The organism is Haloferax sp. ATB1 (assembly GCF_000730175.1).
The window spans coordinates 19191-31595 of sequence record NZ_JPES01000015.1; the positions used below are offsets into that span (position 1 = coordinate 19191).

A 12405-nucleotide genomic window follows, 5' to 3' on the forward strand; every position below is an offset into this window, starting at 1 on the left:
GACGTGTCCGAGGCGGCGCTCGGGGGTTCGACCTGTCGGCGGCGAACAAGGATTAAGTCGGCTGCCGCTGTACTCGTGTCGAGAGCGTCGCCGTACTCCCGGTGGAGACTGGCGGCGCAACAGCACGACTATGAGCCACGAGAGTTCACCGCAGACGGACGCGCCGACTGACCCACCACGCGAGGAGATGGTATGGGTTCCCGGCGGGACCTTCACCATGGGTTCGGACGACCACTACCCCGAGGAGGGACCGACTCGTCGGGTCGAAGTCGACGGAGTCTGGATGGACAGAACGCCGGTGACGACCGCGGAGTTTCGCGAGTTCGTCGAGGACACCGGCTACGTCACGCTGGCGGAGCGAGACCCCGACCCGGCGGACTACCCGGGCGCGGACACGGAGATGCTGGTTCCCGGCTCCGCTGTGTTCGTCCAACCCGACCGGCCGGTCAGCCTCAGAGAGCCGAGTAACTGGTGGGCGTACGTCCCCGGGGCGAACTGGCGACAGCCGCTCGGACCGGACGGCGACGAGACGGACCGCTCGAACCACCCGGTGGTCCACGTCGCACACGAGGACGCCGCGGCCTACGCCGAGTGGGCGGACAAGCGACTCCCGACGGAGGCCGAACACGAGCGGGCGTCGCGCGGCGGGCTCGAAGCAAGAGAGTTCGCGTGGGGCGACGAGTTCATGCCGGACGGGAACCCGATGGCCAACACGTGGCAGGGGACGTTCCCCTACGAGAACACGGAGGCGGACGGATACGTCCGCACGTCGCCGGTCGGCGCGTTCCCCGCGAACGGGTACGGTCTCGAAGACATCATCGGGAACGTGTGGGAGTGGACGGACGACTGGTTCCGCGCCCGAACCGGCGGCGAGACGCCCGCGTGCTGTGCGCCGAAGAACCCCCGCGGCGGAACCAGAGCCCAGAGCGTCGACCCGCGGGACCCGAGTCGGATACCGCGGAAAGTGCTGAAAGGCGGGTCCCACCTCTGCGCTCCGAACTACTGCGTTCGGTACCGCCCCGCCGCGCGCTACCCCGAGCCCATCGACACCACGACGACGCACGTCGGGTTCCGCTGTGTCGTCTCCGGTGCCACCGACTGACTACCGACTGACTGCCGACTGACCGCCTCCCGACCGCCACGAACCGACGCGAGAATCTTTATTAATATTCGCAGTGAATAGTCGGTACCGTACGAACCCGCAGAGCGGAGCCACGGACGGACTCCCTCGGTGGTCGGTGCCTACCCATGAGTCAACAGCTACCCGAAGAGTGGTTTGTGAGAGCCGACCGAACGAACGCGGTCATCGCTTGGATGCTCGTCGCGCTACTCGTCGGAATCTCGGTTCTGAGCGTCCGAAACGGCCTGTTGGTACACGCGACAGTCGCCGGGGTCGCGGCGGTCGTCGCCGTCGTGCCGGCGGTTACCGGCGGGGACTGGACGCGAATCGTCTCTTGGCCCCTCTTGCTCCTCGCGTCGCTGCCACTCGCGGCCGGAGCGGTCCAGCCGTCGTTCTTCCGCGACGTCGTCGTCGGTCTCAGCATCGCCACCCTCGCGATGCTCGTGGTCGTCGCGCTCCAGCTGACGACGACGGTCCGGATGACGCCGGGGTTCGCAATCGTTTTCGTCGTGCTGACGACGCTCGCAACGACGGGATTCTGGACCGTCGGCTCCGCGGCCTCGGCCGCGTATCTCGGGACGAGATTCGTCGAGACCAACGACGAACTCATGGTGATTTTCACCGCGGCGTTGCTCGCGGGCGTCACGGCAGGGCTGGTCTTCCGCTGGTACTTCCGCCGGCAACTCGCCGCGAACCTCGAACGCGGTCCCGACGAGGGGGTGGCGGGATGATTCAAGAACGGGGGTCGAGCGTCTCGCTCACCGCCCAGCGAGCCGTCACTCGCGCGCTGCAGGTTCTGATGCTTCTCATCTTCGCCGTCGGCGTCTCCTACGGGAACTCGGGGGTCGCCGTCAACGCCGCGGTCGGGCTGCTCGTGACGCTCCTCCCGGCGGTCATCGAGCGCAGATACGAGTTCACGATGCACGTCGGAATCGTCCTCTGGATTACCGTCGCGATGTTCCTCCACGCGCTGGGAACGCTCCCGCTTCCCGGCCTCGACTTCCTGAGCGCGTACACGGCGGTCTGGTGGTGGGATCATATGACCCACGCGCTGTCGTCGTCCCTCGTCGCGGGGGCCGCCTACGCCGTGACTCGGACCTTCCAAGTGCGCACGGCGAACATCAACATGCCGCCGAAGTTCATGTTCGCGTACCTCCTCCTGTTCGTCATGGCGTTCGGCGTCCTGTGGGAACTCCTTGAGTTCTACATCAGCGTCGCGGCCCGGGTGTTCGGCACCGCGGAGGTGCTCACGCAGTACGGCCTCGACGATACCGTCCTCGACCTGTGTTACAACACGCTCGGCGGTCTACTGGTCGCCGCCTTCGGGACGGCCCACCTGACCGGTCTCTCCGCGGACCTCGCGGAGAGGCTCGAAGGCAGGTCGCCGAACCGGTGAGCCGAGGTGAGCCGAGAGCCGAGAGCCGAGAGCCGAGACCTGCGTCGGTGCCGTTGGGAGTCGTCAGGGTCGTCAGGGCCGTCGGGTTGCGTTAGGGGCCCTCCGTTCCCTCACCGATGGTTGCGTCGTCGTCCCGCTCGGCATCGAGGCCGACTTGTTCGAGTTGGTGACGCCAGTAGGGGTCCCGACCCGGTCTCGGCCCGGGAGTCCCTTCGTCGGCGAGGGCGCGGTCGATGTCCGCTTCGACGTCACGCAACAAGCGGTCGCCGACCTCCTGACTTATCTCTCCTCGCTTGATTGCCCCGCGAATCGCCTCGAACTCCGCGATGAGGATGCGATGGCGCCCGAGTCGTTCCTCGTGTTCTCGAATGTCCGGATACCGCGCGAGGAGGGATTCGACGGCGGCTTCGAGTTCGAGGCGTTCGCGTTTGTACGTCGTGGTGAGGTCATCGAAGACGCTCGTCGGAATGCGGTCCTGTTCGAGCAGTCGCTCCGCGGTATCGAGCGCGGCGTCGACCCCGTGCAGGCGGCCGATGAGCGCCTCGTAGAGCCGTTGCGACGGCCGTTGTCCGCTGATTCCGACGCGGCTGATGACGGCTCCCATCGTCGGCCCGTTGACGAGGAGCGTGAACGCGGCGACGCCGAAAACCAGTGCCGAGAGCTGTTCCGCGAGGGGGCCGGGGAACGCTTCCGCGAATCCGAGAACGAGCGCGATTGAGACCGATGCGTGGATACCGCTCCAGACGAGCACGTGCTGGTAGCCGCGAGGAATCGCGGGGCTCGACCGCCGATTGAGGAGTTCGACGAGCGGGTAGACGACCACCGCCCGCGCGAGAAACACGAAGACGATGGCGGCGGCGATTTGAACACCGTATTCGAGAAGCAGGTCGAAGGGCGTGATAACCCCGAGCGCGACGAAGACGAGCGTGTTGGCGATAAACGCCGCGTACTCCCAGACCGCGCCGACGGTGTAACTCGTCTCGGGGGAAACCGCCGTGCGGCTCAGGCGACTCGCAAGGACGACACCGGCGGTCAGCGTGCCGATGACACCGCTACTGCCGAGAATGTCGAGGAGGATGAAGACGCCGTAGGCGACGAGAAACGAGAGGACAACCGCGATTAGCTCGTCGTCCACCCGCGAGACGAGGGCGTATCCGACGTACCCGGCCGCGGCCCCGACGAGCGCCCCGCCGACGAGCGCGACGACGATACCGAGACCGACGTCGGTGATGAACGCGCCGATAGTGGTGAACTCTCGGACCGTGAGCCCCCGAGACCTCGCCTCGACGAAGACCGCGAGGACCGACGAATAGACCACGATAGAGACGCCGTCGTTCAAGAGGCTCTCACCCTCGACGAGGATGTTGAGTCGCTCGGGAACGCCGAGGTCTTCGAAGATTGCGAGGACCGACACGGGGTCGGTCGGCATGATAATCGCACCGAAGAGGATCGCGACCGCCAGCGAGAACCCGAACGCGAACTGTCCTATGGCGGCGATGAGCGCGATGGAGAACAGCAGTCCGACGACCGCGAGCACCAGTATCGGAACGAGGTTCTCGCGGAACGCCTCGACGTCGATCTCGATTGCGTCGTTGAATATCAGGGCCGGGAGCAGCGCCAGCAGGATGAGGTCCGACGTGAGAGCGACCTCGACGGGCGAACCGAGTACGGAGATGAGTAACCCGGCAAGTAGCAGTCCGGTCGTGTACTGCAGACGGGTGTATCGCACCGTGAGCAGACCGGCGACTGCGGCGACCCCGAACAGGTACAGGAGCGTGAGTAACTGCTCTTCGACCCCGGCCATAGCTCGTGTTATCCGCAAATGTAGATAAAAACTCACTATGGCCTACGCTCGGCAAAGTACGGTTAATCAGACGATTACCGATTGCTGACTGTACAATTGTCAACGAGATAGATTTAATAGTCAACACATCGATGAGTTCGGCGTCATCGGCTGCTGCGCGAACTGTCCGTCCGCGACAGTGACTCGGTACTGATGCAACGACCCGAACCATGTCCCAGCAAGAGTTTCACGGCCGTATCGGCCGCACGTACGACGAATCAGAACCCTGGTGGCCCGAGCCGACCCGAGCATCGGAGACCGCTCCAAACGTCCTCATGGTCGTCCTCGACGATGTCGGATTCGGCCAGTTGGGCTGTTACGGCGGCCTCGCCGACACTCCGAACATCGATAGACTCGCCGAGAACGGCCTCCAGTACAGCAACTTCCACACGACCGCGCTCTGTTCGCCCACGCGTTCGTGTCTCTTGACCGGGCGCAACCACCACTCGAACGCGATGGGCGGTATCACCGAGATATCGACGGGGTTCCCCGGCTATAACGGCCACGTCCCCCACGAGAACGGCTTCCTCTCGGAGGTGCTCGGCCAACAGGGCTACAGCACCTTCGCCGTCGGGAAGTGGCACCTCGCCCCGGCGGAGTCGATGAGCGGGGCCGGCCCGTACGACGGCTGGCCGCTCGGCCGCGGGTTCGAACGCTACTACGGCTTCCTCGGCGGCGACACCGACCAGTACACCCCCTCGCTCGTCTACGACAATCACCAGGTCGACCCCCCAGCGACGGCGGCGGAGGGTTATCACCTCACCGAGGACCTCGCCCAGAGGGCCATCGAGTTCATCGGCGACGCCAAGCAGGTCGACCCCGACAAGCCCTTTTTCACCTACTTCTGTCCCGGCGCGTGTCACGCCCCGCACCAAGTGCCGAGGGAGTGGGCCGACAAGTACGCCGGGGAGTTCGACATGGGGTGGGACGAGGCCCGCGAGCGGATTCTGGAGCGACAAATCGAACTGGGGGTCGTTCCCGAGGGAACCGAGCTCTCGCCCCAGAACCCGGACGTTCGGCGATGGGACACCCTCTCCGACGACGAACAGCGACTCTACGCGCGGATGATGGAGGTGTTCGCGGGCTTCCTCGAACACACCGACGCACAGGTCGGGAAGGTGCTCGACTACCTCGAAGAGCTCGGCGAACTGGAGAACACGCTCGTCGTGACGGTCTCGGACAACGGGGCGAGCGCCGAGGGCGGCCCGACCGGGTCCGTCGACGAGAACCGCTTTTTCAACAACGTCCCGGAGAGCCTCGAAGACAACCTCGAAGCGATGGACGAACTCGGCGGCCCGAACTACTTCAACCACTACCCGTGGGGCTGGACGTGGGCCGGTAACACCCCGTTCCAACGCTGGAAACGCGAGACGCACCGCGGCGGCGCGAGCGACCCGATGGTCGTCTCGTGGCCCGCGGGTATCGACGCGGCGGGCGAGATACGGAGCCAGTTCGTCCACGCCATCGACGTCGTCCCGACGGTTCTGGAACTGCTCGGCGTGGCGGCCCCCGACGAGATACGGGGCATCGCCCAGTCCCCCATCGAAGGGTCGAGTTTCGCGTACACGTTCGACGACCCCGACGCGCCCGAACGGCACACGAGCCAGTACTTCGAGATGTTCGCGTACCGGGCGGTCTACCACGACGGATGGCGGGCCGTTCACCCGTGGCCGCTCGGTGATGAGATCACCGCCGAAGACCTCTCGACCACCTCGCTCGCGGACTCCGACTGGGAGCTGTACCACGTCGCCGAAGACTTCTCGGAGGCCCACGACGTCGCCGCTGACCACCCCGAGAAACTGCTCGAACTCGTCCAGTTGTGGTGGACCGAGGCCGGCAAGTACGACGTCTTGCCGCTCGACGGGCGGAGCGTCCAGCGCTTCGTCGAGGAGCGCCCGGAGCCGGGTCGCCCCCGCGAACAGTACGTCTACTACCCCGGCGGCCAGTACGTCCCGGAGAACGCCGCGGTCAAGGTGCTCAATCGCAGCCACAGCATCACCGCGGACGTGACCATCCCCGAGGGCGGCGCGGAGGGAACCCTCCTCGCCCACGGCTCTCGCTCCGGCGGGTACTCGCTGTACGTCGAAGACGACCGCCTGCACTACGTGTACAACTACGTCGGCGTCGAGGAGTACGACGTCGTCGCCGAGACGCGCGTTCCGGAGGGCGAAGTCAGCCTCCGGATGGAGTTCGAGGCCACCGGCGAGGCGGACCCCGCCGAGGGGAAGGGCGCGCCCGGGACGGTCCGACTCTACTACGACGACGAACAGGTCGGCGAGGGAACGATTCCGCGGACGCTCCCGATAACGATGGGGCTCACCGCGGGGTTGAGCTGTGGCCGCGACGCGCTCAGCACCGTCACCGCGGCGTACCGCGAGCGAGTGCCGTTCGCGTTCACCGGCGACATCGCCCGGGTGACCGTCGACGTCAGCGGAGATGCGTTCGTTCACCCCGAGGCCGAGATGGACCGCATCATGGCACAGGAGTAGCTCGGAGGACCACCGACGATGGCCGTCGTCCTCGAATCACTCGCAACGCTGTCGGTGTTGGTCTTCGTCGTGACCAGCATGCTTGCGATGGGGTTGAGCCTGACGCTCGGCCAGATACTCGACCCGCTGAAGGACGTGGCCGTCGTAGCGAAAGCGCTCGCGGCGAACTTCGTGTTCGTCCCGGTGCTCGGGTACGCACTCGTCGCCGTCGTCCCGATGACCGAGGGACAGGGCATCGGCCTGCTACTGCTTGCGACCGCGGCGGGAGCACCGTTCCTCCCGAAACTCGTCGAGGTGGCGAAGGGGAACGTCGCGTTCGGCGTCGGGGTGATGGTGCTCCTGATGGTGACGACGGTGGCGTACGTCCCGTTGGTGTTACCGCTTTTGCTGCCGGGCGTTCAGGTGAATCCATTCGATATCGCGAACTCGCTGATACTGCTGATGCTCCTCCCGCTCGCCCTCGGACTGGTGGTGAACGCCCGCTACGCCGACCTCGCCGCGAGCGTCCAACCCATCATGGCGCAGACGTCGACCACCGCGCTGGTGTTCCTCGTCGTGCTCATGCTGGTGTTGAACGTCCAGAACCTGCTGGCCGTCCTCGGGACGGGCGTGCTCGTCGCCCTGTTGGCGTTCGTCGCCGGGGCGTTCGCCATCGGCTATCTCCTCGGCGGCGACGCGACCGACCGGAAATCGGTGCTGGGGTTGGGGACGGCACAGCGGAATATCTCCGCCGCGTTAGTCGTCGGGGCGCAGAACTTCCAGGACCCGGACGTGCTGACCGTCCTCCTCGTCGGCGCGCTGGTGATGCTCGCGGCGCTGATGGTTGCGAGCGGCGAACTCGGTAAGCGAACCCCGCGAGAACGGGGCCAATCGGCTCAGACCACGGAGTCTGTCGACGACTGATACGAGCAGAAGCCCACACTGGAACGAACAGTTCGGGGCGACGGTCGCGGAGCGAACGCGGTGTCACGGCGTCTCCCGCCGTCATCACGGTCGCCCAACGACTCGGACACACTCACGACCGAGGCCATCGGTCCGTCCGTATCTCGACGCCGAGCGCGGTCCCCAAGCGGTTCCAATAACAGACGCTCGTCTGATACGTCGTGAGTTTCTACGAGAGAACCACCTCGGACCCGACCGACGATTGCAAGCAGTATTGGATAAAATAATCAATATTGTTTGGTGGAACCGCGACCCGTAGTGTCGTGGTGTCCACGCACTCCGGAACCAACCTCGACGGCTTCGTTACTCTGCCGAGCCTATGGGAAACACGACTTTCGAGGAGAACATGCCGTGTCCCGTTCGGACGGGAGGAACCAACTGTCCGGTTCCGGAACCCGCGGGTGAGATGTCGCGCGAACGCCGAAGGATTTCACACGATATATGCAATACAACCCCGCCCGACGACTTCGGTTCGATCGACGGTAGAGCTCATCCGAGAATATAAATAATATGCCATTTTATCGGGGCGATGGTATCGCGGTGGCGACGCGGGCGAGGGGAAGGACCGCGGTCAGGCCACCAGTTCGCCAGCGTCACGATACCGTCCGAAAATCTCCTCCGCCCATGCGACGGCGTCGGGGTCGTCTGTCGTCGCGGTGGCCGTCAGTGTGCCCCGACCGGCGTCGAAGGCCGTGAGGACGAGGGTGTCGTCGTAACAGGAGAAGTCGACGGCGACGTCGTCGACGACGTACGCGGCGGCGTTATCGTGAGCCAGTACCGTCGCGTGCAGTTCGCCGTGCTGTCGTTCGAGGCGGTCCAGCACCGCTGTCGGAAGCGCCCACTCGAACTCGACGCCGGCCTCGACTCGCTCGACCGTGCGAGCGAGCAGTCCGGGCGAGCCGAAACTCGTCGCGGCGCCACAGATTCGGTCACTGGTATCGGCGATGAGGGTATCGAGATGCTGTTCGACGGCGTAGGGGGCCTCGGGGTCGGCCTCAACGACGGTCGCGTCTGCGAACAGCCGCGTGTTTTCACGCAGTTCCGCCGCGTCGATGCGGGCTAACACCGGCCGGAGGCGTCTGGCACCGTCGACCGCTTCCCGGAACCCATCGACGCAGTCGAGCAGCGTGCTCCCGAGTCCGGTGAGGCGGTACCCGCCGTTGGCCTGTTCGACGAGTCCCCGCCGTTCGAGGTCGGTGGTCGCCCGATAGGCCGTCGTCCGCGAGCAACCGGCACGCTCGGCGATGGTCGAACGGCCGACCGGGCCGTCCCGACAGGCAGCCAACACTGGAGCCCGCTGCAACAGCGTCGTGTCGCGGTCGAGGCCCGAGTAGTCCATATCAGTCGTGTCCGACCGACTCCATATAACGTTTCAGAAACGGGCCGCCGCTTCGGCCTCGAACCGAGAGGTCCCGGTCACTGACGCCGAACGGCGATCACCACGAGCAGTATCGCCAGCAGCGTGCTGACGAGGCCGAACCCGGGGCCGTCGACGTCGGTCGACTGTGGTGACTCCGACGGAGCACCCGTCGTAGACACTCGACTGTTTCCGGACACGTCGGATTCTGAGGCGTTACCCGATCCGCCCGCCTGCGTCGAGGTATCCGAGCCCTCGACGACGACCGTCTCGATTACTGTCGCCGTTCGCCCCGCGTCGTTCGTCACCGCCAACTCGACGGGGTACGTCCCCGGTCGGTCGAGTCGCATCGTCACGGTCTCACCGGACCGACTGCGTCCGTCGACGGACCACTCGTACCTGACGAGGCTCCCGTACGGCGTCGACGACCCGGTCGCGTCGAGTTCGAACGGCTCACCGACAGAGACCGTCGTCGGCATCCCCGACACCGAGGCCTCGGGCGTTCCGACGACAGTCACTGCGAACGGGGAGAACCCGGTCGTCGCGGCGCCGACCGTGACTGTGCGAGCCGTTCGGTTCACGACGCTCGCGTTCGACAGCCGCCAGCGCCCGTCGACGTGGTGCGCGACTCGGACGGCGGACGCGTTCGCGCCCACCGCCCGCAGGTCGGCCCGCGGAATCCGCATGTGAACGGTTGCGGACGCGTTCGCGGCCGATGGCGGCCCGAGTAGCTGGAGTGCGACGAGCGACCGCCCGGGGAGCGCTTCCGGGACGGACTCGCTCGTGGCGAATTCGACCACGGCGAAGTCACCGCGGAGTTCGGTGTCGGGGGCGAATCGAATCCGGGACACGGTCGCGTTCCGCGTGAACGTCACCGAGGCGGGGCTGGAGCCGTCCGTCAGAAGCGACACCCGCTCGGCGTACGTCGGCGTCGCGTCCGCGGGCAAGTCGAACTGGCGTCGAATGTCGGACGCGTCGTCGAACGTCGAGCGGACGCCCTCGTTGGTCTGTCGGACGGTGAGCGTCACCGTCGCCTCGTCCGTCAGACCGGCTTCGTCGCTCACCGCGTAGGTGAACGAGTCCGACCCGGTGAACCCGTCGTTCGGCGTGTACGCGAACGACCCGTTCGGGTCGAGTTCGAGCGCGCCGTTCGAGGGGGCGCTCACGACCGACGCCGAGAGCGCGTCCACCGCGTCTTCGGGGTCGCTATCGTTGGCGAGGAGTCCGCGTTCGGTCGTCACGTCGTACCGCGTCCCCGCGGGGATGGTGTACGAGTCGTCGCTCGCAGCCGGCGGCTCGTTCGAACCGTCCCGCGGTCCGTCGTCGTCGCCGCGGGCGAGCAGGACCGTCACCTCCAGCGTCTCCGTGTCGGTGTTTCCGCCGGCGTCGGCGACGGTCAGGGTGACGGTGTACGTGCCGCGCCCCGCGTAGGTGTGACTCGGCGTCGCACCGGACGCGTTCGGCGACCCGTCGCCGAAGCTCCACCGATAGGACGCGATGCCGACGTTGTCGGTCGACGCCGAGGCGTCGAACGCGACCGGACTGCGCTGGTCCACCGGGTTCGGATCGCTCCCCGGCACGGCGACGGGTGCGGTGGTGTCGACGGTGTAGGTCTCGCCGGTCGCGTAGCTCCCGTCGGCGCTGCCGGACTTCCCGGCTTCGACCAGCGGGTTACCGTCGCTGTCGGTGATGCTGTCGTCGTCGACGAGGTCGAGCCGGAGGTCGCCGTCGCCGGAGACGTCGGCGACGCCGACGGTGTACCGGTCGTCACCTCCGGCGACCGAGATGTCGCCGTCGTCGTTCGCCGCCGTCGCGGTTCCGGTCGTCGTCAGCGCGAAATCGCTCGCGTCGACGCCGGTGACGGGCTCCGAGAACGCCACGGTGAACGTCGCGTTCCCGGCGGCGGTCACCCGCCCGGTCGGACTGGTCCGGGTAATCGATTCGACGGTGGGGTTTGCGATACCCTGCGCTCGCAGTTGGTCGCCCCGGTCGAGCGAACGCAGTATCGGGTAGCCGCCCGTCGCCGCGTCGGTGTCCCCGCGCTCGACGGTCTCCCACGTCCCCGAGAAATCGAGCGCGGTCAGGTTCGTTTCCGCGCTCGCGCCCCGCATCTCGGGGGCGGGGGCGGTGTCGGCCGTCGCGCCGAAGCCGCTGACTTCGGTCACCGTTATCGGGTCCCATCCGTTCCCATCATTCACGCTCGCCTCGTTCGTCGTTCCCACGTCCCAATAGGCCCGCTCCACGGTAACAGGACTAACAGCGGAGCCACCGACAATGCCACCGATTCCCTGCGTCTCGTCGCCGATGCTGAGGGCCCCGGTGGCGTAGGAACGCCGAACCGTTCCCCCGGGGGCCATCTGGTAGGACCCGAGCACCCCACCGACGTACCAGCTTCCGGAAACCGCTCCGGTGGCGTAGGAATCGGTTATCGTTCCGGTGGTGACGCCGACGAGCCCACCAACGGAAGCGCCATCGAAACTTCCCCCCTCTCCGACGACGGCTCTTGCGGCGAAGGAGCGATCGACCGTCCCCCGGTTGTAACCGACCAGTCCGCCAACCCAATCGGTCCCACGAGTTCGCTCCCCGCTCGCGGAGGAGCGACGAAGCGTTCCGTCGTTCCGGCCGACCAGGCCGCCGACCCGCTCGGTCCCGGTGGTCGCACCAGTGGCGTGGGCGTCCTCGATTGTCCCGTCGTTAAATCCGGTGAGCTGTCCGACCCTTCTCGCGCCGGTGACGGAGCCACCCGCGAGACTGACGTTCGTAATCGTTCCTCCCGGCCCGACCTCACTGAACAGACCGACGGAGTACGTCCCCCCTCGGTCGATAGTGAGTCCCGAGACCGCGTGGCCGTTGCCGTCGAAGGTCCCAGCGAATTCGCTGTTCTCGTCCCCGACGGGGTCGAACCCGGCGCCGCCGTTCCAACTGCTCGTCTCGCTCGCGTCGATGTCTTCGGTCAGAACGTAGTTTTCACCCAGTCCGTTCGTCTCGATACACTGGAGTTCGTCCACCGTATCCACCTCGTAGTACGTCTCTCCCGAGACGGTTCGCGTGGTCCACGGGAGGGCGGCACACTCGGATTCAGTCGGTGCATCGACCGCCGCTGCCGCGCCGGAGAACGCAGTGACGCCCGCAACCAGCGCGGATATCAGGAGGAGCGAACTCACGACCGCACGCAATCGCGTCTCGGAGCGACTCACGCTCCGTGCCTCCCGATACCCACGCCCGCTCCGGTACTCGGTCCCCGTCTGTTCACACGCG

8 protein-coding genes are annotated in these 12405 nt (G+C 66.4%); 5 read left to right on the plus strand and 3 right to left on the minus strand.

Annotated elements, in window-relative coordinates; genetic code table 11:
- The first annotated feature begins 130 nt into the window (after positions 1-130).
- The 3 genes from ATB1_RS02700 (at position 131) to ATB1_RS02710 (ending at position 2516) form a co-directional block, all read left to right on the plus strand.
- Entirely contained in the window at positions 131-1102 is a 972-nt protein-coding gene (locus ATB1_RS02700; protein WP_042662145.1) for a formylglycine-generating enzyme family protein, read from the plus strand.
- 146 nt (positions 1103-1248) lie between these two features.
- The gene (locus ATB1_RS02705) at positions 1249-1851 is read left to right on the plus strand and encodes a hypothetical protein (protein WP_052367663.1); all 603 of its coding nucleotides are present in this window, start codon (positions 1249-1251) and stop codon (positions 1849-1851) included.
- Complete coding sequence (locus ATB1_RS02710; protein ID WP_042662146.1) at positions 1848-2516, plus strand: hypothetical protein; 669 nt, start codon at positions 1848-1850, stop codon at positions 2514-2516. Before ATB1_RS02705 ends, ATB1_RS02710 begins: the two co-directional genes overlap by 4 nt.
- 91 nt (positions 2517-2607) lie before the next feature.
- Here the strand turns inward: ATB1_RS02710 and ATB1_RS02715 are convergent, their stop codons facing one another.
- A complete protein-coding gene (locus ATB1_RS02715; RefSeq protein WP_042662147.1) occupies positions 2608-4320 on the minus strand; it encodes a sodium:proton antiporter in 1713 nt (570 codons plus the stop codon).
- A 209-nt stretch (positions 4321-4529) separates the two neighbouring features.
- Here ATB1_RS02715 and ATB1_RS02720 point away from each other — a divergent pair, with 209 nt between their 5' ends.
- Both ATB1_RS02720 and ATB1_RS02725 read left to right on the plus strand, forming a co-directional pair.
- Complete coding sequence (locus tag ATB1_RS02720; protein ID WP_042662148.1) at positions 4530-6848, plus strand: arylsulfatase; 2319 nt, start codon at positions 4530-4532, stop codon at positions 6846-6848.
- 18 nt (positions 6849-6866) lie between these two features.
- Positions 6867-7751, plus strand: a complete 885-nt coding sequence (locus tag ATB1_RS02725; RefSeq protein WP_042662149.1) for a bile acid:sodium symporter — start codon at positions 6867-6869, stop codon at positions 7749-7751.
- A gap of 610 nt (positions 7752-8361) precedes the next feature.
- Here ATB1_RS02725 and ATB1_RS02730 read toward each other — a convergent pair.
- On the minus strand, positions 8362-9129 hold the full coding sequence (locus tag ATB1_RS02730) for a winged helix-turn-helix domain-containing protein (RefSeq protein WP_082256246.1): 768 nt from the start codon (positions 9127-9129) through the stop codon (positions 8362-8364).
- A 77-nt stretch (positions 9130-9206) separates the two neighbouring features.
- Positions 9207-12344, minus strand: coding sequence for a PKD domain-containing protein (locus ATB1_RS02735; protein WP_052367665.1), 3138 nt, complete (start codon positions 12342-12344; stop codon positions 9207-9209).
- Positions 12345-12405: the final 61 nt, after the last annotated feature.

Coding starts and splice junctions, on each gene's coding strand:
- ATB1_RS02720 (WP_042662148.1), top strand. CDS start 4,530: ATGTCCCAGCAAGAGTTTCACGGCCGTATCGGCCGCACGTACGACGAA.
- ATB1_RS02715 (WP_042662147.1), bottom strand. CDS start 4,320: ATGGCCGGGGTCGAAGAGCAGTTACTCACGCTCCTGTACCTGTTCGGG.
- ATB1_RS02700 (WP_042662145.1), top strand. CDS start 131: ATGAGCCACGAGAGTTCACCGCAGACGGACGCGCCGACTGACCCACCA.
- ATB1_RS02725 (WP_042662149.1), top strand. CDS start 6,867: ATGGCCGTCGTCCTCGAATCACTCGCAACGCTGTCGGTGTTGGTCTTC.
- ATB1_RS02710 (WP_042662146.1), top strand. CDS start 1,848: ATGATTCAAGAACGGGGGTCGAGCGTCTCGCTCACCGCCCAGCGAGCC.
- ATB1_RS02730 (WP_082256246.1), bottom strand. CDS start 9,129: ATGGACTACTCGGGCCTCGACCGCGACACGACGCTGTTGCAGCGGGCT.
- ATB1_RS02705 (WP_052367663.1), top strand. CDS start 1,249: ATGAGTCAACAGCTACCCGAAGAGTGGTTTGTGAGAGCCGACCGAACG.